The sequence below is a fragment of the Shewanella sp. W3-18-1 genome (assembly GCF_000015185.1).
Taxonomy (GTDB): domain Bacteria; phylum Pseudomonadota; class Gammaproteobacteria; order Enterobacterales; family Shewanellaceae; genus Shewanella; species Shewanella putrefaciens.
In genome coordinates, this window is the sequence record NC_008750.1 from 3,361,881 (window position 1) to 3,383,293 (window position 21,413).

General features: G+C 45.7%; 19 protein-coding genes and 1 other RNA gene. 12 read left to right on the forward strand and 8 right to left on the reverse strand.

Annotated elements, in window-relative coordinates; translation table 11 throughout:
- Positions 1–29 precede the first annotated feature (29 nt).
- The 4 genes from SPUTW3181_RS15315 (at position 30) to SPUTW3181_RS15320 (ending at position 5,274) form a co-directional block, all read left to right on the forward strand.
- The gene (locus tag SPUTW3181_RS15315) at positions 30–2,894 is read left to right on the forward strand and encodes a tape measure protein (protein ID WP_011790214.1); all 2,865 of its coding nucleotides are present in this window, start codon (positions 30–32) and stop codon (positions 2,892–2,894) included.
- A gap of 83 nt (positions 2,895–2,977) precedes the next feature.
- Positions 2,978–3,049: hammerhead ribozyme type II (locus SPUTW3181_RS21670), an RNA gene on the forward strand.
- 9 nt (positions 3,050–3,058) lie between these two features.
- Positions 3,059–3,259, forward strand: a complete 201-nt coding sequence (locus tag SPUTW3181_RS21900; protein WP_157037395.1) for a hypothetical protein — start codon at positions 3,059–3,061, stop codon at positions 3,257–3,259.
- Positions 3,260–3,846: 587 nt separating this feature from the next.
- Positions 3,847–5,274, forward strand: a complete 1,428-nt coding sequence (locus SPUTW3181_RS15320; RefSeq protein WP_011790215.1) for a glutathione synthase — start codon at positions 3,847–3,849, stop codon at positions 5,272–5,274.
- Positions 5,275–5,345: 71 nt separating this feature from the next.
- Here SPUTW3181_RS15320 and arrB read toward each other — a convergent pair whose 3' ends face one another.
- Together arrB and arrA are read right to left on the reverse strand one after the other, a co-directional pair.
- Positions 5,346–6,050: an arsenate respiratory reductase iron-sulfur subunit ArrB gene (gene arrB / locus SPUTW3181_RS15325; protein WP_011790216.1), complete on the reverse strand. Its 705-nt coding sequence runs from the start codon at positions 6,048–6,050 to the stop codon at positions 5,346–5,348.
- Positions 6,051–6,061: 11 nt separating this feature from the next.
- A complete protein-coding gene (arrA, locus tag SPUTW3181_RS15330) occupies positions 6,062–8,626 on the reverse strand; it encodes an arsenate respiratory reductase molybdopterin-containing subunit ArrA (protein ID WP_011790217.1) in 2,565 nt (854 codons plus the stop codon).
- A gap of 372 nt (positions 8,627–8,998) precedes the next feature.
- On the opposite strand from arrA, the gene arsD reads away from it, so the two are divergent.
- The 4 genes from arsD to arsC all read left to right on the forward strand — a co-directional run bounded on the left by arsD (position 8,999) and on the right by arsC (position 13,039).
- Positions 8,999–9,361, forward strand: coding sequence for an arsenite efflux transporter metallochaperone ArsD (gene arsD, locus SPUTW3181_RS15335; RefSeq protein ID WP_011790218.1), 363 nt, complete (start codon positions 8,999–9,001; stop codon positions 9,359–9,361).
- A 34-nt stretch (positions 9,362–9,395) separates the two neighbouring features.
- The gene (arsA, locus tag SPUTW3181_RS15340; protein WP_011790219.1) at positions 9,396–11,168 is read left to right on the forward strand and encodes an arsenical pump-driving ATPase; all 1,773 of its coding nucleotides are present in this window, start codon (positions 9,396–9,398) and stop codon (positions 11,166–11,168) included.
- 52 nt (positions 11,169–11,220) lie between these two features.
- Positions 11,221–12,504, forward strand: coding sequence for an arsenic transporter (locus SPUTW3181_RS15345; RefSeq protein WP_011790220.1), 1,284 nt, complete (start codon positions 11,221–11,223; stop codon positions 12,502–12,504).
- Between the two features lie 79 nt (positions 12,505–12,583).
- Positions 12,584–13,039 (forward strand): glutaredoxin-dependent arsenate reductase, encoded by a 456-nt coding sequence (gene arsC / locus SPUTW3181_RS15350; protein ID WP_011790221.1) that lies wholly within the window; start codon positions 12,584–12,586, stop codon positions 13,037–13,039.
- Positions 13,040–13,122: 83 nt separating this feature from the next.
- Here arsC and SPUTW3181_RS15355 read toward each other — a convergent pair whose 3' ends face one another.
- Genes SPUTW3181_RS15355 through SPUTW3181_RS15370 form a run of 4 tightly spaced genes read right to left on the reverse strand, consistent with a single transcriptional unit; the run spans position 13,123 to position 14,938 of the window.
- Positions 13,123–13,827, reverse strand: a complete 705-nt coding sequence (locus SPUTW3181_RS15355; RefSeq protein WP_011790222.1) for an aromatic aminobenezylarsenical efflux permease ArsG family transporter — start codon at positions 13,825–13,827, stop codon at positions 13,123–13,125.
- Positions 13,820–14,308 (reverse strand): nitrophenyl compound nitroreductase subunit ArsF family protein, encoded by a 489-nt coding sequence (locus SPUTW3181_RS15360; RefSeq protein WP_011790223.1) that lies wholly within the window; start codon positions 14,306–14,308, stop codon positions 13,820–13,822. Before SPUTW3181_RS15360 ends, SPUTW3181_RS15355 begins: the two co-directional genes overlap by 8 nt.
- An 18-nt stretch (positions 14,309–14,326) precedes the next feature.
- Positions 14,327–14,569 (reverse strand): thioredoxin family protein, encoded by a 243-nt coding sequence (locus SPUTW3181_RS15365; RefSeq protein ID WP_011790224.1) that lies wholly within the window; start codon positions 14,567–14,569, stop codon positions 14,327–14,329.
- A gap of 60 nt (positions 14,570–14,629) precedes the next feature.
- Entirely contained in the window at positions 14,630–14,938 is a 309-nt protein-coding gene (locus tag SPUTW3181_RS15370; protein ID WP_011790225.1) for an ArsR/SmtB family transcription factor, read from the reverse strand.
- A gap of 234 nt (positions 14,939–15,172) precedes the next feature.
- Here SPUTW3181_RS15370 and SPUTW3181_RS15375 point away from each other — a divergent pair, with 234 nt between their 5' ends.
- Positions 15,173–16,447 (forward strand): serine dehydratase subunit alpha family protein, encoded by a 1,275-nt coding sequence (locus tag SPUTW3181_RS15375; RefSeq protein ID WP_011790226.1) that lies wholly within the window; start codon positions 15,173–15,175, stop codon positions 16,445–16,447.
- A gap of 50 nt (positions 16,448–16,497) precedes the next feature.
- Positions 16,498–17,178 carry a transcriptional regulator gene (locus SPUTW3181_RS15380; RefSeq protein ID WP_025007397.1) on the forward strand — a complete coding sequence of 227 codons (681 nt, stop codon included), beginning with the start codon at positions 16,498–16,500 and terminating at the stop codon, positions 17,176–17,178.
- A gap of 53 nt (positions 17,179–17,231) precedes the next feature.
- Here SPUTW3181_RS15380 and SPUTW3181_RS15385 read toward each other — a convergent pair whose 3' ends face one another.
- Both SPUTW3181_RS15385 and SPUTW3181_RS15390 read right to left on the reverse strand, forming a co-directional pair.
- Positions 17,232–18,833, reverse strand: coding sequence for a hypothetical protein (locus tag SPUTW3181_RS15385; RefSeq protein ID WP_011790228.1), 1,602 nt, complete (start codon positions 18,831–18,833; stop codon positions 17,232–17,234).
- Between the two features lie 228 nt (positions 18,834–19,061).
- The gene (locus tag SPUTW3181_RS15390) at positions 19,062–19,976 is read right to left on the reverse strand and encodes a DUF368 domain-containing protein (protein WP_011790229.1); all 915 of its coding nucleotides are present in this window, start codon (positions 19,974–19,976) and stop codon (positions 19,062–19,064) included.
- 237 nt (positions 19,977–20,213) lie between these two features.
- On the opposite strand from SPUTW3181_RS15390, the gene SPUTW3181_RS15395 reads away from it, so the two are divergent.
- Together SPUTW3181_RS15395 and SPUTW3181_RS15400 are read left to right on the forward strand one after the other, a co-directional pair.
- Positions 20,214–20,705: a hotdog fold domain-containing protein gene (locus tag SPUTW3181_RS15395; protein WP_011790230.1), complete on the forward strand. Its 492-nt coding sequence runs from the start codon at positions 20,214–20,216 to the stop codon at positions 20,703–20,705.
- A gap of 134 nt (positions 20,706–20,839) precedes the next feature.
- Positions 20,840–21,277 carry a nucleoside deaminase gene (locus SPUTW3181_RS15400; protein WP_011790231.1) on the forward strand — a complete coding sequence of 146 codons (438 nt, stop codon included), beginning with the start codon at positions 20,840–20,842 and terminating at the stop codon, positions 21,275–21,277.
- Positions 21,278–21,413 lie beyond the last annotated feature (136 nt).

The following is a 21,413-nucleotide window of genomic DNA, read 5'->3' on the forward strand; positions in this document are numbered from 1 at the left end:
AGTTACTCACATTGTTAAGGTGATATGAGATGAATGATTTAAAACTTGCACTGACATTAACCGCCGACGGCCGCCAGCTGGTGACCGTGGTTGGTAGTGCTAAAAAAGAACTCATCGGCTTAACGGGTGAGTTACAGGCCACAGGCACAGCGAGCAAAACAGCCGCATTAGGATTAGATACGACGGCCAAGTCTGCGGATGTGGTACAGCATAATTTTGCTGGTTTGTACCAATCGGCTATTGCGTTAGCCGGAGGGCTGGCAACAATGGCAGTCGTTGATCGCGCAGATGAATGGGGGCAAATGGCGTCACGGATGAAGATGGCCACCACCAGTGCGGCAGAGTATGAATATGCGCAATCGCGCATGGTGGCCAGTGCTAACCAAACCTATCGCAGTTTGACCGAAACCCGCGAAAACTTTACCCGTATGTCGCCCATTTTGCGCGACCTTGGTTATAACCTAAACCAGTCCATTGATATTGTGGACAGCTACAGCGCCTTGCTAGTGACCAACGCCGCAAGTGCGGATAAAGCACAGCAAGCCCAGGATGCGTTATCCAAATCTATCCAGTCTGGCAAAGTGGAGGCCGATGCTTGGCAATCTATCTTTGGGGTAATGCCGAGTATTCTCAATAATCTCACTGCAGCCACAGGTAAAACGGGCGCGGAGATCCGCTTATTAGGTACCTCGGGTAAGTTGTCGATTACCGACCTGACCAATGCCTTGCTGCAATCGCACCAACAAAACCTTAAAGCGGTAGAGGATATGCCAACCGCCGTGAAGGATGCTTTAACGGCACTGAATAACGTCTATAGCGATTGGATTGGCAAAAGCAACGAAACCTATGGTGTTACTGCTCACCTTGCCAGCGGGATCGTTAGCTTAAGTGAAAACTTTGGCACCTTATTAGATGTGGTTGGGACAGGTGCGGCTGTTGCCTTAGGGCGAGGAACCGCCGCCCTTGGCACTCATGCAACGAGTTTGATTGTTACTGAAATCGCGAGTTCTAAAACCCGAGCAACGACCTTGGCCGCAGCATTAGCAGAAGAAAAACGGGCCCTTGCACTGAGAGCTTCGTCAATTTCGGCAGGTCAAGCCGTGGTCGCCGAGGCAAGGCTTACTGCGGCGCGTCAAGCGGTGACTGCTGCAACCACTTCAGCGACTTTGGCCGCCAGAACATACAACGCGACGATGGCATTATTTGGTGGTCCCGTTGGTATAGCCGCTATGGCGGGATTAGGGCTTCTTTACTGGGTTAGCGGCGCTCGTGATGCAATTAACTCAACCAATGAGTTAGGCGATTCAATGGAAACATTGGTCGGGAAGTATCAGCGATTATCAGAGCTTGAGCGTCAATCCAAAGTGCGTGTACTTGGTACTGAAATGAAGTCATTGCGGGATGAGTTGATTGCAACATCCGCAGAGATCGATAGGCTCAATAGAGAACCTGCATTTGATGCTTGGGGAGGAATGACGGGTAATTTTGACCAAATAGAACGGCTAAAAGCTCGGGCAGAAGAATTAAATAAACAGCTAGATCTTGCCAGTAAAAAGCAGCAAGCCTTATTTACTGTCGGAATGCCCGAGATCAATGCATCACCTGGTCCTATTATTGATCCCAATCTCACTAAGACAGCGGCTGAAATGCTGGTCAATTTGCAAAAACAGTTAACGCTTTATGGTCAAACCTCTGAAGCGGCTAAGCTGCGTTATGAGCTAGAAATGGGGGCGCTTAAAGGGCTTGATCCAATAATGGCCGACAAGCTTTCAAAAGTTGCTGCTGATTTGGATGCAGCCAAAGCTTCAGAAGAACAAACCAAGAAAAATAAAGATGCTGAGAAGCAACGCGAAGATCAACTTAAAACCTTACTGGGTGCTATTGACCCTGTTACCGCTGCGGCCAAGGAATATGCTAAGCATGAGGCGCTATTAAAAAGCCATTTTGAATTGGCTAACGTGCCGATTGCTGAGCGTACCCGCTTGCTGGCGCAACTGAAAAACCAGTATGAAGCGACAACGCCATATAGTCAGTTGCGAAACCAACTCGATCCTAAATATGCTGAAGAACAGACACATGCGAATAATTTAGGAGTTATCGATACCGAAATTGCCAAAATTCCCGAGGATGATATAGCCAAACTCACTTACTTAAATAATTTGAAGATTGCTGAAAATGAGCGCTTTGCTGAGGCCATGAAAGCCATTAATAAAAGCGTGGTTTTTGATTGGGATCAGATGTGGAATGATAGCGTGGCACGAATGGCACAAGGGATTGGTAGTGCTACCGCCGATGCTATATTTGAGGCCAAGGATTTTGGTCAAGCCACACAGCAAGTACTCAAGGGCGTAGGCAAAGCAGCCGTGCAAATGTTGGTTGAATACATGGCCCAAAAAGCCTTAGCTGCGGCCTTTGATAATACTCTCATGGGCAAAAATGCAGCAGTGGCAACGACTACTGCGGCAAGTACAGCTGGATCGGTGACAGCCTCAATGGCACCCGCAGCAGCAACCACCTCGATCGCAACCATGGGTAGTGGTGCAATGATAGGTATGGCTGCTATGGTGGCCGCGATGGCTATGCTACCCCGTATCATGGGTAAGTTTCACGGCGGGGGAACCATACCCCGTGAAGGCACCTATCTCCTCGATGGTGGCGAAACCATTTACACCCGCCGCCAACAACAAACCTTGATGAATGCGATGCAGGCGAGCGCCAATGGTGGTTCGGGTGGCCGCAGCGTTTTTATCCAGCAAAGTAATACCATTGTGGTCAAAAACGATAGTGATGCTCAGACCCTCGAGGATGTGCTGCCACAGCTTGTCCAAATGACAAAATCGGCGGTGGTGGATGACCTTAATAACCGTGGCGAGGTGTTTCGAGCACGTAGATAATTAATTAAAGTGGTGAACAAAGGGATGATGACGATGAGTTACCATCCTTTTTTACCATAGAGAAAAAGCCACTAAGAACAATTTAGCGAAACCCGCATCATTGATGTGGCGTGGTCTATCCAGCGTAGTGACTTGCTACTGATGAGCAGCTAAGGAGTATCGTTATGAATAGTGTTCCTCTAATCCACCTTGGATCACGCCCTGAAACCATGTCGGCTTCGGCGTTATCTCGCTATCTTGCGCTTTTTGAAACAATTCAAGTAAAGCGCCAGATTCAGCCTTTTGTGACAACAAGCGGTAACGTTCAAGCAAGCGATGTCCCATGTTTCCTATCTGATGATCTTCAAGTGAATCGATCAGGCTAGATAGCTGCCGTTCAAGTAATTGACGTACGGTGCAATAATGGCATTACGATGCACAACATCCCGTTACGGTGTTGAGTCTTTAATTAACATTCCACGCCGTTTGATGATTGACATACCCCCATACTGCTTATTGGTATTATTCGGGCTTAATTTGTCAGTTAAGAGTAGGTTGATACTTGTCTGTTTCGCTCAAACGATAGGAGCCTTGAGGGTGCATAGTAAAAAAGTGGTTTCAATTTGGCTGTTTGAGTAAGTTGTATGTGGAACAGTCAAAAATGGAATTATCGTGAAAAATCCACGTAATTATCGCGCCACAGATCACTTAATAATCACAGCGAGGGGGTAATTATGGCCCATATCAACCCAAGAAATCAGAGATAATTATTGTGGTCATTTTTAGCGCCCGATATGATCCAAATTTGCGGCCCGCTACAGAAGTGTGACTTATTGTATGCCATTAGAGTAGCGGCCCAGAGGCGTCTACCCCCTAAACTACATAATTTAAAACTAAAGCAACTAAAACTAAGCCGTCTAACAAACAACTTACTGTTATTCGCAAGAAACTCGGCTCGCTTAAGAGAAGCATAATGAACTCACAAACTAGTCTAAAAGCCAAAGATGACGCTATAGAATGGGCGCTAACCCATGGTATGGCGTTTAAACAATCCCCCTATTCTGCCCGCCATGCCCCCTTTACTTTAACACCGAGTTTAATCAGCCGAACCCATTATCAATACTTAAAAAACTCGGTGCATCTGCTCGGCAAACTTATTCACTATCTATCTGAAGAACATGCTTTTTTAATTGATGCAATTCAACCTATCACAGTAAGTGAGCCTTTTTTTGCCGCCTTGCTCAATATGCATCAACAACTCCATGATACTCAGTCCTCAGTACAGAGAATGCCGTTGCTGATTATGCGTAGCGACTTTATGGACGATAAGGACTTAGGACCAAAACTAGTAGAATTTAATGGTATAGCCGCAGGCATGGGTCCCTTTGGTCAAAGAGTCCACCAATTGCACCATTACTTGCAGCAATGGCATCAACTGCCTATGGGAGAGCTGGTTGATAATCATGCTATTGAGCAATTATCCGCAGGCATAGCTAAAGCAACCTTTAAAATAAAACAGGAATTCCAGGACGCGGGGCCAGCAAGATTTTTGATGATAGTGCAAGAAAATGAAGACAATGTATTTGACCAACATTTACTCGAGCTTGCGTTGCAACAACGAGGGATACAAACTATTCGCAGAACTTTTAGTGAACTACAAGAACAAGTTACCACAGGAGAACAACATAGACTGATACTCGAAGGCATTGGCACCATTGATACAGTTTATCTGCGAGCAGGCTATCAATATGCAGATTATGAATTCTCTGATATCGACGGCAACAAAGATTGCCACGCCTTGATGGGGATCCGTGTATTGATAGAACAACATCGCGTTGCCCTAAATGCCACCATAGGCCAACAACTGGCGACCAGTAAACGAATGCAAATGTTGCTCTCATCGATGGATGACATGTCGTTGACTCAGTTTGGCTTAACATTGCAAGAAGCCCAAATCGTCAAATCTCTTCTCGGTGAGATGCGCCCTGTCACCGCAGAAAGCATCAAGTTAGTTGCCGATTCCCCAATCGATACCTGGGTGCTAAAAAATCAAGGAGAAGGGGGTGGTCATTGCCTGTTTGGTACTGATATTTCACGTAAATTAACCGAGCTTCAGCCTACGCAATATCAAGCATGGTCGCTGATGCGCCGTTTAAAACCAAGACCCAGAACAACCCAAACCTTGGTAGTGCGTAACGGGGAGATACAAGCCATAGATGACATGATCCCTGAAATCGGCATGTTCACCGTCCACATTGATGGCGAGCCCGCGATGGAGAATAGATCCGATCATAGCCCCAGCTATTCGGGCTATTTAATTCGCAGCAAATCTGCCATGGTGACTGAAGGTGGTGTCCATAGTGGCCAAGGGGTATTAGATTCTTTGATGTTTAGCGATTGAGACGTATTAAGTTAAAAGCCACAGAGAGTCATCTGTGGCTTTTAAGGTGAAACAATCGGCACTGAGTGCAACTAATAAGCGGTTTTAACCCCAAAACTACGGATATAAAACACTCTCGGTCCGGTTCCTGCTTCCAATTTTAATTGCATCGGTTTATGCAATTTAATCAACTGAGAAATTTTGCTTTGTGGATCATCTAAATCACCAATCACCCGCGCTTCAGACGGACAAGCATCAACACAAGCAGGGTTTAAGCCTTGGTCTAGTCGATGATCACAGAAAGTACACTTCTCTGTCGTACGTTTTGGTCGAGTTATAGGGTAAGTATCGCCCCGCTCTGGATTTTCATTGGGTGATGCAGTAGCCCCTGTGCGCTTAAGCAGCATAAGTGGCGATGCAGTCCCATTAGCGACTAGCTCGGAATCATCCTGCCAACGGCGGTGCGGTGTCGCTGTGTTAAAGCTAATCACACCGTATGGGCAAGCATTCATACACTTCTTACAACCAATACATTCATCATTGTTTTGTAGTGTTAAACCGCGCTTATCTTTATGCATCGCCCCTGTTGGGCAAACTTTCACACAAGGCGCATCATCACAGTGGTTACACAAAGTGGGGATGTAAGTGTATTTTACATCGGGGAATGTCCCTTCCGTGGTCGCAATATGATACGACCAATGGATACCATCATTCGTGTTGTTTTCTGTTTTACAGGCTAAGCTGCAGCCACCACACCCTACACATTTTTGTAGGTCAATCACCATTCCTAATCTCATAGTGGGTTACCTCACACTTTCTCAACACGAACACGGATATGACTGTAGAATGCTGACGAACCACTTAATCGATCGTACCTGTCTGCAATCAAGTCATTATTTGAACCGCCTCTGGGGGTCACACCAAATTTAGTGCTGGCGTAACGACCATAAGCCCAATGCCCTTGTCCAAAGCATTTAGCGACAGTGCCAGGACGAACACCTTCCCATAGTTTCGCCTTACAAGTCAGCGTTCCCACTGGGCTAGTAATACGGATTTCATCACCGTCTTTAAGACCAAATTTCTTGCCATCTATCGGGTTAAATTTAGCCACATCTTCATTGGCTACATCTCCTGGATCGACATCTTTAAACTCGTAGAACCATGGTGTGTTTGCAGACCGACCTTCTCTAGCTAAACGCGACTTTTGATCGACTAGCAGTAAAGGGAACTCAGCTTCATCGCCGAAGCGATAAGGCTCTTCATAATGTGGAATAAATGCGAGTTGACCGCGAGCCTGGTAGTCACAGGCTTGCATGACCTCATCTATACTGACTTTGTGCTTATCGGCATGAGTTTGCAGTGCTTTTTCCAAGCTCTTACTGTAAAACTCAAACTTAGTGGTTTCAGTTTTAAACTTGCCCCAGCGCGATTCAAGCTTATAAGGAGAGCTATTCCACACCCCTTTTTGCACAAATTCATCCCATGAATTGAGCTTATCGCCGTATTTAGAGGCATCTTCCTTCCATAGCGGTGCGGTTAAGTATCTAACCATCAATTTGGCAAATTCTGCTTCATCCGCGGCGGGCTTGCCTGTTTCAGGGTCAAGGATCTGTTCATTGATATAACGCCATGGCGCATCAAATCCCTTATCTGCAAGCTTTTTAGCTAACATGTAAGGAATTTCAGACTCATCTGTACGGGTGTCCCACAGGCGTTTAATTGAGGGTTGCTGAATAGATATCTGAGCGACACCATTACCAATAGCATCCAACACGCCCCACTTTTCAAACATATGGTGACAAGAAGGCAATAACACATCCGCAAACCAACTGAATTCAGACACGTTGGTAGTAATATGCGCCATAAAGTCAACTTTGCTTAAGGCTGCATCCCAACGCTGCCCTTCGGGAGTCGAGAAGTTAAAATTATTAAAATAAGCAAGCATTACTTTGATTTCATAGGGATCGGCAGCGAGTATGCCATTAGGCACGTTTGCCGTGATCACTCCACCACCGGGCTTACCCTTAGCAATTGCGGGGAAGGCTAAACGGCCACGTTGATCAATTTTTTCCTTCTTAACACCTTTAGCTGCTATCTCATCCATATAGTCAGTGGCTTCAGGGTACTCTTTTAAGAGTGGTGTTTTGTTACCGGGGAATAAGCCACCTTTGCTATCGATACCACCAAACAAACCATTTAACGCATGACAAGAAAGCGAAGTATAAGTACCACGGGTATGCATCACCGCACCGCGTGATGTCCATACTTGCACCGCAGGCGCTGCGGCTCCCATATCTTTGGCAATAGAGATAATGGTTTTAGGATCGATGCCGGTTATTTTGCTTGCCCACGCTGGGGTGTAGTCTTTAAGGGCTTGGTTCCACCATTCTACTAAACCGTGGGTATGAGTTTCTTTAAAGCTCTCGACACTGACAGTTTTACCTGCTTTAAACAGGTTTTTTCCCTCTACAAAATCACCAACAAAGGGCTTATGCCATAAACCCTCAACTAAAGCGACATGGGCAATCGCTAAAGCAAGCACACTGTCTTGACCTGGCTCAATCGGGATCCACTTATGGGCTTTTGCCGCCGAAGCTGACAGCCTTGGGTCAACCACCACTACTTTGGCGTGATCGAGCGCATCTCCCCAGGTTTGCGAATAAAAAGAGACTTGACGGTTACTTGCAATAGGATCTGCACCAAATGACAGGATAAATTTGGCATTTTTAACATCGTATTGGTTATATCCCCAATTACCATCTAGGTAATAAGGCCCCATTTTATGGGCTTCAGCACAGATAGAACTATGGGAAATATTATTGGGAGAACCAATAAGGTTGGTCATCTTTTTATAGAGTAAATCATTAATATGCGAGTATCTTCCGCGAAGAAGTGCGTATTTATGGGGCTCATTTGCTTCGCGCAACGCAATGATTTTATCCGCAAGCATATCCAATGCTTTATCCCAAGTGATGGGGACGAATTTAGGATCTTGATCGCGGCCTTTTTTAGGATTGGTTCGCATCATTGGTGTACGCAATCTATCGGGATCATACACTTGCTCTAAGCCTAAAAACTGGCGAGGACAACTTGATATACCATGTACACCAGAGTGTGGATTACCCTGCACTTTTATCGCGCGGCCATCCATCACATAAACTTGCTTAGCACACCATGAGGTACAGCCTTGGCAAGTGGTTGCTACCCATTCGCCTGTACCCGTTCTACGTGGTGGCACGGGTAATTCTGCGGCAATACTCTGCACAATAGGCGTAAAAGATAAAGTCCCACCAATACCTGTTAACACCGTTCCTGCTGCAGTTGACTTGAGTAGCTGACGCCGTCCCAAGTTGACTTGATTCTCTTTCTTCATTTTCCACACTCCTTATAAGGGTATGGAAAATAATATATACACTTTTAGGTATATAACTGGGATTTAGATCAATTTGTAAACATCTACTCTTTACTGAAATTTACAATTGTGAAACCTAGTGGAAAAATATAAAAACTGAGACTTAGAGCTAGTAAATAGACAAGCCTCACATTTCCCTAATATATCAATGTATTAAATATCACATCTTGTGGGTTTTAGTGGTTAATATCTTTATGAGCGTTTGACTCCATTTTTTTCACGCGTATAGTACATATGAAAATTCATATATTCATGCAAAGTCGTTTATAGGGCACTGTTTCCACTTTTATCGCCTCCGCTTTGAAACCAGAATCCATGTTACGAGGAAATGTGATGACTCAATTTGCTATATTCGATCCCGCTTTATGTTGCAGCTCTGGCGTGTGTGGCACTGACGTTAACCAAGCACTCGTTACCTTTGCCGCCGACTGCCAATGGCTAAAACAGCAAGGCATTAGCGTAGATCGCTTTAACTTATCTCTACAGCCTATGGCCTTTGTCGAAAATGCTTTGGTCAAACACTTTTTAGAAACCTCGGGCGCAGAGTCCCTACCGCTTATCCTCCTCAATGATGAAATGGTATTGGCAGGCCGTTATCCGAATCGGCAGGAACTGGCCCGTTGGGCGAAGCTTCCTATCGAAGAGCCTGCGAACAATACCGCTCCTTGTTGCAGTGGCAAGACATCTTGCTGTTAGTCAACTCAGGTTTGAAAATACTAAGGATAATCTAATGAAATTTATTCAGAATCCTCCCGCGTTCCTCTTCTTTACCGGTAAAGGTGGTGTAGGTAAAACATCGCTATCCTGCGCGACAGCAATCAACTTAGCCGACAAAGGTAAACGGGTGTTATTGGTCAGTACCGATCCGGCCTCGAATGTTGGCCAAGTTTTCGGGCAAACCATAGGGAATCAACTCACGCCAATCGATAGCGTTGCAGGACTCACAGCTCTGGAAATTGACCCTCAGGCTGCCGCTGAGCAATATCGCAATCGCATTGTGGATCCCGTCAAAGGCCTTTTACCCCCCGATGTAGTACGCAGCATTGAAGAGCAACTTTCCGGTGCCTGTACCATTGAAATTGCCGCCTTCGATGAATTCACTGGCTTATTAACCGATGAATCTTTACAGCAGGATTTCGATCATATTATTTTTGATACCGCGCCAACGGGACATACCATTCGCTTATTGCAACTCCCCGGCGCTTGGAGCAGTTTTATCGAGACTAACCCCGAGGGAGCATCCTGTCTTGGCCCATTAGCTGGCCTCGAAAAACAAGCAGAGCGTTACGCGCAGGCCTTAACGGCACTGGCCGATCCCGACAAAACTCGCTTGATCTTAGTCGCACGCCCACAGCAATCCACCCTGATAGAAGTTGAGCGCACTCACCAAGAGTTACGCCAAGTGGGCCTTAAAAATCAATATTTAGTGATTAACGGCGTATTGCCCCAAAGCGCGACGCTTAAGGATGCTCTTGCCAATGCGCTCTATCAGCGTGAACAAACCGTACTCGCCAATTTATCCCCCATTCTCGCGGCATTACCCCACGAAACGCTGCCGCTTCAATCCGTAAACATGGTGGGAGTTGCGCCGTTACGCCAACTATTTATGCCCATGCAAGACCTAGATTTACCCGCAATAGATCAGCAAACCTTACCAATAGATGAGCAACAGCCCCAAGTGCCGTCGCTGGAAAGCTTAATCGATGAAATAGCCCAACAAGACCATGGTCTTATCATGCTCATGGGTAAAGGCGGTGTCGGTAAAACCACACTAGCGGCCGCCATTGCGGTAAGATTGGCAGAGCTTGGCTTAGATGTGCATCTGACGACTTCCGATCCCGCCGCACATCTAGAAGACACGCTGCATGGTCAATTGGCAAATTTGCAGGTGAGTCGAATCGATCCCGTCGACGTCACCACTCGCTACCGCGAACAAGTATTAGCGACTAAGGGTAAAGATTTAGATGCCCAAGGTAAGGCCTTATTAGAAGAAGATTTACGTTCACCTTGCACCGAAGAAATTGCCGTATTCCAAGCCTTTTCGCGCATTATTCGCGAGGCGGGTAAACGCTTTGTTGTGATGGATACCGCGCCAACCGGACATACCTTATTATTGCTCGATGCCACAGGTGCCTATCACCGTGAAGTCGCTAAACGTATGGGGGAAACCGCTCACTATTCCACGCCTATGATGCAATTACAGGACAAACTGCGCACTAAAGTGTTATTGGTTACGCTGCCTGAAACCACCCCAGTGCTCGAAGCCACCAATTTGCAGGAAGATTTGCGCCGCGCAGGGATTGAACCTTGGGCATGGCTTATCAATAATAGCCTCGCCGTTGCCAGAACGACCTCGCCATTATTAAAAGTGCGCGCTCGCCATGAACTCGCACAAATCGAAAAAGTACAACAGGGCTTAGCCTCACGCTTGGCATTAATCCCATTACAACAAGAAGAACCTATTGGTATTACGCGATTAAGCCAATTGGCTCAACAGCATTAATAATTTATTTTATGGCTAGGCGCAGAGTTTCTCTGCCCTTTTAGGAGCTTGTATGTGGTTAGCAGGGGCAATTTTTGTTCTCACCATAGTGTTAGTAATTTGGCAGCCTAAAGGATTAGGCATAGGTTGGAGTGCCACCTTTGGCGCCGTCTTAGCCTTACTGCTCGGTGTGGTGCACTTAGGGGATATTCCTGTGGTATGGAATATTGTCTGGAATGCGACCGCCACCTTTATTGCCGTGATCATCATCAGTTTATTATTAGATGAGTCGGGATTTTTCGAATGGGCCGCGCTGCATGTGGCCCGTTGGGGCAAAGGTCGTGGCCGTTTACTCTTTACTTACATAGTGTTACTCGGCGCTACTGTTGCTGCCTTATTCGCTAACGATGGTGCGGCGCTGATCCTCACCCCGATTGTCATTGCTATGCTATTGGCACTGGGCTTTAGCGCCGGAGCGACCTTAGCCTTTGTGATGGCGGCGGGGTTTATTGCCGATACCGCGAGTTTGCCGTTAATTGTCTCTAACCTAGTCAATATTGTTTCGGCAGACTTCTTCAACATAGGTTTTAACGAATACGCCTCTGTGATGGTGCCCGTCGATATTGCGGCTATTAGTGCCACCTTAGTCATGTTGCATCTGTTTTTCCGCAAAGATATTCCCGCGACCTACGACTTGCAAAAACTACGCGAACCTAAGGCCGCCATTCGCGACCTCAACACCTTTAAAACCGGTTGGGGAGTTTTAGTCTTACTCTTGGTGGGCTTTTTTGGCTTAGAACCGCTCGGTGTGCCCGTGAGTTTAGTGGCTGCTGTGGGTGCACTGATCCTGTTTGTTGTCGCGAAAAAAGGCCATGCCATAGATACCACTAAGGTACTTCGCGGCGCGCCATGGCAGATAGTGATCTTTTCACTCGGCATGTATCTGGTGGTTTATGGTCTTCGTAACGCAGGCTTAACCGATTATCTCTCTAATGTATTGAATTATTTGGCAGAACAAGGGCTTTGGGCTGCCACTATGGGCACAGGCTTCTTGGTCGCCTTTTTATCGTCCATGATGAACAACATGCCCACAGTGTTAATTGGTGCCCTGTCGATAGACGGTAGCAATGCAACTGGCGTGATTAAAGAAGCCATGATTTACGCCAACGTGATTGGTAGCGATTTGGGGCCCAAAATCACCCCCATCGGCAGTTTAGCAACCCTGTTATGGCTGCATGTACTGGCGCAGAAAAATATTAATATTACCTGGGGTTATTATTTCCGCGTCGGCATAGTGATGACGCTACCTGTGCTATTTGTCACCCTAGCGGCACTGGCACTGCGCCTCTCCCTCTAATCTATGCCCATAGGCACTCAATCATCCATTTAGTGCCTATGGATCAATTTATAAGCGATTATTTATCAGAGACTTGTTTATGGCTACTGACAACCATCTTGAAAAACACAACAGCATTAAGATTTATCACAATCCCGCCTGTGGCACATCGCGTAACACCTTAGGTCTTATCCGCAACACTGGGATTGAGCCGATCATAATCCTCTACCTTGAGACCCCGCCGAACCGTCAAACATTGCTACAACTGATTGCCGATATGGGCATTTCGGTGCGCAGTTTACTTAGGCAAAATGTCGAGCCTTATACAGCCTTAGGCTTAAGTGAAGATAAGTTTAGCGACAGTGAATTAATCGATTTTATGCTCGAATACCCGATCCTAATTAATCGCCCCATCGTCGTTACACCATTAGGCACGCGCCTGTGCCGTCCATCAGAACAGGTATTGGATATTTTACCCAAGCCCCAACTGGGCGCTTTTACCAAGGAAGACGGTGAAGTGGTGATTGATGCTAATGGGCAGAGAGTTAAAAAATAGTTAGATGTCCAAGACAAGCTCAGGCCTCGAGGCATCCCATACCTCGAGGCCTAATATACAAAGACGCAATACTGTGATCGCCCTTAATTTCCGCCAATAAATGGACTGAAAATATTCACCCACGCGTAATAAGTTCCAATCAAGATAAACACCACACCAGTGATTTTTCTGGCCCAATGCTCGAACGCCAATATATGGTTATAGGCTTTCGCGACGCGATGGGCGCTAACACCCAATAGGATCGCAAAGACTAAAACTGGTAGCCCAGTGGCTAAGCCATAAATCGCTGGCAGTACAATACTCGATTGCGCTTCTAGTGCGAGCGGCAGTAACGATCCGAAAAAGAGTGCCGCCGACGTGGGACAAAATGACAACGCAAATAACACGCCCAGTAGCAAAGCCCCTAAATATCCCTGCGGGTTGATTTTGGCCTTTAATTTTTCGATTAAGGCGCCATCACCGGGTAAGCGTAATGTCAGTAACTCCAGCAAAAACATCCCTACCAATATCAAAATAGGGCCTAATAATAGGTTCATATATTTCTGAAGTGTGACGGATAAGGTGACGGTCGAGAGCAAACTACCAACTAATATGACGCCGAGCACCAAGTAACTGAGCATGCGCCCAATCGTGTAGGCAAGCCCTGTACCCACGACCCTATAGGGCGATTGTATCCCTTTACTGATATAGGAAATCGCCGCCACATTGGTCGCTAATGGGCACGGACTGATAGAGGTTAGAATGCCAAACCAAAAGGCAGACAGCAGCATAACTGCCCACTCATCCATGGGTTTGACCCAATATAGCCTCAATCTCTTCGGTCAAATATTGTTGGAAAGCCACCTCGTTATTAGCCAACTCCCAAATTTTATCTAAACGACGCCACTCAGTTTCAACACCATTCTTTGAGGTTGAAATGACAACCGATCTAAAAATCAGTTCATAATCCTCGATATAATGTTGGTTCTCAGCTAAGTCGACGTTGACCAGATTGAGTTGCATCTCACCATCGCGCACTTCTTTAAAAAAATTCTCCATCAAGGTTTTTTGAGTAAACTTTTCCATCCGCACGCAGGTTGTACAGCGTTGATTACCATAAAAATAATAAACATTTAGTCCATCTTTCAACTTAGGAGACACAGTGGTAGTGACATCAATACTCTCTGACGCATTAAATACTGAAGCGCCAAATTGCTGATATCCCACCAACGCAAATCCTAAACAAACAATACTGAGCAGCAGGGTTCTGACGATTTTTTTAGCATTCATGCCGACTCCTAAATGCTATTACTCTGCATGGGCTTTAAGTAACGTCATAATCTCATCAACACTGGCGAGGCGGCCCGTGAGTTTGACTTGCTCATCAACCACTAATGCGGGTGTAGACATCACGTTATAATCCATAATTTTTTCAATATCAGTGACTTTAGTTAACTGATAATCAAGATTAAGTGCATCTGCCGCTGCTGTTGTTGCTTCTGCCAACTTTTGACACTTAGCACAGCCCGTACCTAGAATTTTGATATTCATTATCGCTCCTTAGAATATTGATTTGTCATTTTGCCATTTGACCAAATGATAGGTGCGAAATTAGTCTATTAATGCGATCTGCTTCTGAATTTGGTGATCCAATAGCGTATCAATGCAACTTAACGAATTAAGTAGGCAAGGGAGAGTTAAACGATAAAAAATCTGCTTTCCGCGTTTATCCATATCGACAATTCCTGCATTACGGAGTACTGACAGATGCTTAGAAATAGTCGAAAAATCAACATCTATTACCTCTACAAACTCACAAACACACTTTTCACCCTCCGCGAGTTGCTCAACAATCCACAAGCGGGTCGGATGACCCAGCGCCTTGAAAATATTCGCTTTTACTTTGATTCTCTCTTTCATATTTCCCAACTTAGTGTAAGAAACTCCACCAATAAACCATCAACCGAGTCTATCCTTGACCGAATGAAAAATCCAAGCCCGCCATCCCAAACTATCAATATGCCCAACATAGGTTAGCCTTGTCCTCAGACGAAGGATTAATTAAAAAATAATTGCAAAAAAAGATAAAATGCAAATAATGTTGCATATTATGCCGCATATGGCATTCAAAGATTCAAATAAGGTTATAAGCGCATGAACCCCCTATGGCAGCAGTATATTCAAATCCTCAACCAAGTTGTAAAGCCAGCATTAGGCTGTACAGAGCCCATTGCTGCCGCCTATGCATCTGCTGTTGCTCGCACTTTATTAGGCATAGTTCCTGAAGCTATCTCAGTACAAGTCTCTGATAATTTATATAAAAACTCTATGGGCGTATATGTTCCTGGCACAGGTAAAATCGGCCTTGCTATCGCCGCTGCCGCAGGTGCTATTGCCGGTAATGCAGAGGCAGGTTTAGAAGTGCTTGCCGCTATCACCCCAGAACAAGTCGCACAAGCACAAGATCTTATTGATGCTGGTAAGGTAAAAGTTGAACGAACTGAAACAGAAGAATTTATCTATTGCTGCGTCACCTTAAAAGCGGGTGAGCAAGAAGCCTTAGTTAAAATTTGTGGCGGTCACACCTTAATTGCCGAAAAACGCCTCAATGGTGAGCCCGTTTTTACCGCGGATAACGCCCAGAGTGCCGCCACAGGCTCTATCTGTGATGGCATCGATATCAGTATTAAATCAATTTATCAGTTCGCTCAAGAAGTCCCCTTCGATCAGATCAAGTTCATCCTTAAAGCTTCCGAATTAAATGGCAAGTTATCCGATGAAGGCATGGCAAAGCCCTATGGACTCGAGGTGGGCCGCACCATGAAAAGTGGTATTGCGGCAGGAATAATAGGCGAAGATTTACTCAATAAAATTGTGATGTTAACTGCTGCTGCATCCGATGCGCGTATGGGCGGCGCCAATCTCCCCGCTATGAGCAATTTAGGCAGTGGTAATCAGGGAATTGCGGCGACGATTCCTGTGGTATTAACTGCGCAATGCTATAACGTCACCGAGGAAAAGCTCGCCCGCGCCTTAATAATGAGTCACCTAGGAGCGATTTATATCAAGTCCCACTACCCACCACTTTCTGCATTCTGTGGTAACACTGTAACCAGTGCAGCGGCCTCTATGGCCATGGTATATATTGCTGGCGGCTCCTTCGAGCAATCCTGTTTTGCGATTCAAAATGTCATTAGTGATAGCTCGGGCATGGTCTGTGATGGTGCAAAAGCCTCCTGTGCCATGAAAGTCAGTACATCATCCAGTGCTGCGGTGCGGTCATTTTTAATGGCATTAAATAGTCAAAATGTTTCAGGCCAAGGCATCATCGCAACCGATGTGGAAAAAACCATAAAAAACATTGGTAAAATGATCCTTAATGGTATGTCATCCACCGATGTCACCATTATTGATATAATGTCAACGTAATAATTTTAACCTAATGATTTTAAATAAATTAATGATAAAAGGTTGAAATGGTGAAGCTGATAGATTTAACCCCAAATGATTGGGATATACTCAAATCAATCGAGAATATCGTTGATGGCATTGCTGCCATGTATGGCCAACATACTGAAGTGGTGCTGCACAGTTTGGATGCAAAACACCCGTCTGTAGTCAAAATTGCCAACGGCCATATTACTGGACGTGAAGTAGGTGCCCCCATTACCAATCTTGCTTTGCTTAAACTTAAAGCGGGTCAGGATATTTCCGATGCTTACCTAACAAAATGTGCCAATGGTAAGACGCTCAGATCCATCACCACGGTTATCCGTAACAGTAAAAATCAGCCAATAGGGCTTTTATGCATCAATACCGATATGGATGCCCCGCTGCAATCGGTACTACGCACTATGATGCCAGAACACTTGTTTAACCATGAACTCACCAGTTCACCCGAGGTATTTGCCCGTAATATTGATGAAGCACTCCATAGCACTATCGATAGTATTAACCATGAAGTACGTTCCAACCCTACCGTATCAACTTCACAAAAAAGTCGCGAAATTGTCAATCAACTCCATGAATTAGGGATTTTCGAGCTTAAGGACAGCGCCCAAGTCGCGGCCACTCGATTGGGTATTTCGGTGCATTCGATTTATCGCTATCTGCGGGAAATCAAAGCCAATCAAGCGGAAAGTGAGAAAAGCCTCGTCTAAATAGAAAGGGCTAAAGTGTAAATAACCTTAGCCCTTTAGTTTTATTGTGCTTGTTATTGGGTAGCTTGCTCGCTAAAGCCCATCATATTCCATGCCTGAACTGTGCCATCGGCCATTAAAGCAATGGCATCAAGCAAATTACTGCGAATATCGCGCATTTGGCTCAAATCAACGGCTTGCTTATCTAGCGTCACCGCAGAATCGTCCCCCATCCATACTGCAATCGAGCCATCTTGGTGTTTAACCGTAAAGCCTAAACCCGTGGGAAAAATATCCGTTGCTTGAGTAATGTCAGTTTTGGGCCCAGAGTGACCATCAACCACAGTGCCATCCTGCTTTAAAAAGGCAAATTCCCGTTCGTAGGTCACCACTTTGCTCACCTGAGTGACCTCTTGATAACGTGGCTGCTTTTCTACCAATTCCCATCCTTCCCAAGCGATAGCCGTATTATCCCCACGTAGCGCGACAAATCCCTTATCAAAGGGATAAACCTGATGCACGCTTTGCAACTTATCCTTAAGAACTGACGTATCAGCACCATGGAATTTATTACCCCAAACGATAAGTTGTCGACTGATGGTTAAGGCGGCAAACGCGTCATGATTTGCAAAAATATCAATCACTTTATTGGCGCGATTTGGGTGAGATAAGCGAGCAGGAAATGGAACATGATATTCTGTTAAATCCCCCTCCCCCCATGTATAAACACTGCCATCCGCCAACAGCGCCGCAAAGCCATTATCAGTATTAACCACTTTTACGGCTGGCATTAATTGGCTAAGCTTTGCCACTTGCTCACGGCCTTTTTGATCCGCTCTTACCCTACCCCATGAGACCAACCTGCCCGTCGCTGTCATCGCGGTAAAAGCATTATTGTTAGCATAGAGTAGTTTCACATTGTTAAGCTCTGAGGCCACTTGGTGACTATCGCCACCATAATCAGCCTGCCCCCATGTCACTACTGTCCCATCCCGTTTTAAGGCGGCAAAAGCACGATAGTTAACAGATACAGACACGACATTCGTCATCGCTGGCGCGGCGTGTTTACCAGAGCTTAGCTCGGCAGTAGCTGCATCTTCAAAAGACCAACTTACGACACTTCCATCTTGCTTAATGGCTGCATAAAGCCCCTTAGCCATAACAAAATCGCGCACATCATTCAGTACAGGTCTCACCCCTCGAGTCCAAGGCATAAATTCATCCCCCATTCCCCAAGGGATAAGTTTGTCGTCATGGGTTAATGCTGCAAAGCCGCAGGTATCCTCAGCCGCATACAACCGTTTTACATTAACCAGAGGCTCTTGGGCGTTATTGATATCGCCACCACAGTCTGCATCGCCCCATGCCACCACAGTGCCATCTTGCTTGAGCGCCGCAAATGCACTGAGATTACTGTAGATTTGACTCACTTGGGCTAACTTGGCGGGCATCCGGATTTTGGTCGAATCGTCAGCCACCTGAAGATTATCCGGAGTAGCAGTGAAGAAGTTATTCGCAGAGGATGGTGGTCTGTGAGCCAAGATAGTGTCGGAAATTTGCTGCTTTAATTCGGGCGATATCTCAGAATCTTGCTTATCGATGATTAAGTTAACCACATGACCTAAGGCAAAAATTGCCAACGCCACACCAACCCACGAGACCTGTTTTTTTTCCACAACTATATCCTTATCGTAACTGCAAACTCTCACTGAGTTTAAACTGGAGCATAACGTCGACTGAGTACGCTAACTATGAACTGCGGATTGTAACTAAAACAGGCCTAAAATAACATCGCTCTAAAGTCGAGATCTGACCTGATTCAAGTAAGATAGGCATATGCACAAAAAACAAAAGCAGCGTATCTCGCTGCTTTTGTTGAATATTAGGTTGCGACAAACAAAGAGTTAATCCCGTTTACCGACCTTTTCTAAGCCCCAGACCAAGGCGATAGCCGCTAACATACACCCAATGGCTAACATCAATTGTGAAGGCTGACCAGTTACCTGCTCAAAATTAAGCGGCGAAATATTTTGCTCCAGCAAAGGCACTTGTTCGCCATGGGAGTTGGTACGCCAAGTTAACGTTTGTTTCCAAGGCCAAATTTTGCCTAAAGTGCCAAGCATTAATCCGGTTAAAAATACGATAGTGGCATCATGGTATTTACGCAGTAGCGCCGACAATAAATGGCTAAATGTCAGTAATCCCATCACAGCACCCACAGCAAAACACGCCAGAATATCCAGTTGAATATTTTTCGCCGCTGCTAACACAACAGGATATAAGCCGAGCAATAATAAGATAAAACTGCCAGAGATCCCTGGTAACACCATGGCGCAAATCGCAATCGCACCGCCAAAGAAGATATTAAGGTAACTGGCTTCCACCGACACAGGATTGAGCACGGTAATCGCCCACGCTGCCAACACGCCAAGCACAAATAAACCTACACGCGCCAGCGTAAAGCCACTGACCTGCTTAAGCATATGCACAACAGAGATAAGGATTAAGCCAAAGAAGAATGACCAAATCGGAATTGGATGCGCAACCAATAACCATGAAATCAGCTTAGCGAAGGTAAAAATACTGGTCAGGATGCCCGCCAATAAACTCACTAAAAACCCACCATTGATATGTATAAAGGCGCCTTTTAGCCCCTGCGACTTAATCACGCCCCAAAGGGATGGATTGATGCGCTTAACGCTTTCAAGCAAGGTATCGAGAATACCGGTAATAAAGGCGATGGTGCCGCCCGAAACCCCAGGCACCACATCGGCGGCCCCCATGGCCATTCCCTTAAAATAGGTCAGTAAATATTTCACTGTGAGTCCTTGTAATTAAATCAATATGGTTTGTCTTTAATGACAAATTTGCCGCGATTATACGGTGTTAGCCTAAAAACCGCGAAATGAAGTTTGCTTAATTCAGCCGACTGGCAATGATTGTTACCTCAATGTTACACTCATCCGACCAGAAAAAGATAACCACGCCACTAAGACCTAACATCGTCACTGGCCTAAGATTATCTTCCCTAGTTTGCACTGCGATGAAGGATAAACATGAGTACCTACGAAGAAACCCGCACCCAACCCAATAAGGTTCTTGCGCTTTACCACAAGACCCAAGGTTTACCCTTTGGCCAAAAAATCTTCTCTATGATGGTGTCACGCATGGCACCTTATTTTGGCACCATCAAACCACTGATCACTGAATTGCGCCTTAACTACTGTTCTTGCTTGATAAAAAAACGTCATGCCGTTCATAACCATATAAAAACTGTGCATGTGATTGCGATTTGTAATGGCCTCGAAATGGCGATGGGCGTGATGGCCGAAGCCTCGATACCCGCCCATTTACGTTGGATCCCTAAGGGCATGAGCGTGGATTACACCGCCAAAGCGGGCAGCGACATTTTATGTGTTGCCGAAGTCACGCCAGAGCAATGGACGCCTGGCGATATGCTGGTGCCCGTGACCGCCTACGACACCCAAGGAGTCGTGGTCGTGAAGGGACATATCAAATTGTGGATTTCAGAAAAGCCGCAAAAATAAGTTAACGCCAGCGAGCCAAGGTTAACCTTTAAGCAAGCAAAGATTAATCTTTAAGCAAGATAGTAACTTAAGTTGTCTTGCTCAATGTTTGCAGGCTGCTATGCTAAGCCAAACAACCTAAATTGGGGTGCAAGATGGATGAATTTTTACAGGCCGCCATTGATGAAGCCAAACAAGGATTAGCCGAAGGCGGTATTCCCATTGGCTCGGTATTAGTGATTGACGGTAACATTGTCGCTCGTGGCCACAATAAGCGCGTTCAGCAAGGCAGCGCCGTGTTACATGCGGAGATGGACTGCCTTGAAAACGCCGGCCGCCTAAGCGCCGCCGATTATCAAAAAGGCACCTTATATTCGACCCTCTCTCCCTGCGATATGTGTAGCGGTGCCATTTTACTCTACGGTATCCCCAAGGTAGTGGTGGGTGAAAATATCACCTTCCAAGGTCCTGAAGCCTATGTCCAGTCGCGCGGCGTTGATGTGACTGTGGTCGACAACCCTGAATGTAAGCAACTAATGCAGGACTTTATCGCCAATAATCCCAAACTCTGGAACGAAGATATCGGCGAATAATTAGTCTACAGTTTTCTCTGCCACTTTATATGTCACCTATATTGCACTTTCTACACTATCTATATTTCATTGAGGGTTAGTGTCAGCTAGCCTTCCTTAATCAGAATGAAAAGCCGAACATATCTACTAGCGAAAG

Bases quoted from the DNA above. Each gene is read 5' to 3' on its own strand.
- SPUTW3181_RS15315 (WP_011790214.1), top strand. From the start codon at position 30: ATGAATGATTTAAAACTTGCACTGACATTAACCGCCGACGGCCGCCAG.
- SPUTW3181_RS21900 (WP_157037395.1), top strand. From the start codon at position 3,059: ATGAATAGTGTTCCTCTAATCCACCTTGGATCACGCCCTGAAACCATG.
- SPUTW3181_RS15320 (WP_011790215.1), top strand. From the start codon at position 3,847: ATGAACTCACAAACTAGTCTAAAAGCCAAAGATGACGCTATAGAATGG.
- arrB (WP_011790216.1), bottom strand. From the start codon at position 6,050: ATGAGATTAGGAATGGTGATTGACCTACAAAAATGTGTAGGGTGTGGT.
- arrA (WP_011790217.1), bottom strand. From the start codon at position 8,626: ATGAAGAAAGAGAATCAAGTCAACTTGGGACGGCGTCAGCTACTCAAG.
- arsD (WP_011790218.1), top strand. From the start codon at position 8,999: ATGACTCAATTTGCTATATTCGATCCCGCTTTATGTTGCAGCTCTGGC.
- arsA (WP_011790219.1), top strand. From the start codon at position 9,396: ATGAAATTTATTCAGAATCCTCCCGCGTTCCTCTTCTTTACCGGTAAA.
- SPUTW3181_RS15345 (WP_011790220.1), top strand. From the start codon at position 11,221: ATGTGGTTAGCAGGGGCAATTTTTGTTCTCACCATAGTGTTAGTAATT.
- arsC (WP_011790221.1), top strand. From the start codon at position 12,584: ATGGCTACTGACAACCATCTTGAAAAACACAACAGCATTAAGATTTAT.
- SPUTW3181_RS15355 (WP_011790222.1), bottom strand. From the start codon at position 13,827: ATGGATGAGTGGGCAGTTATGCTGCTGTCTGCCTTTTGGTTTGGCATT.
- SPUTW3181_RS15360 (WP_011790223.1), bottom strand. From the start codon at position 14,308: ATGAATGCTAAAAAAATCGTCAGAACCCTGCTGCTCAGTATTGTTTGT.
- SPUTW3181_RS15365 (WP_011790224.1), bottom strand. From the start codon at position 14,569: ATGAATATCAAAATTCTAGGTACGGGCTGTGCTAAGTGTCAAAAGTTG.
- SPUTW3181_RS15370 (WP_011790225.1), bottom strand. From the start codon at position 14,938: ATGAAAGAGAGAATCAAAGTAAAAGCGAATATTTTCAAGGCGCTGGGT.
- SPUTW3181_RS15375 (WP_011790226.1), top strand. From the start codon at position 15,173: ATGAACCCCCTATGGCAGCAGTATATTCAAATCCTCAACCAAGTTGTA.
- SPUTW3181_RS15395 (WP_011790230.1), top strand. From the start codon at position 20,214: ATGAGTACCTACGAAGAAACCCGCACCCAACCCAATAAGGTTCTTGCG.
- SPUTW3181_RS15400 (WP_011790231.1), top strand. From the start codon at position 20,840: ATGGATGAATTTTTACAGGCCGCCATTGATGAAGCCAAACAAGGATTA.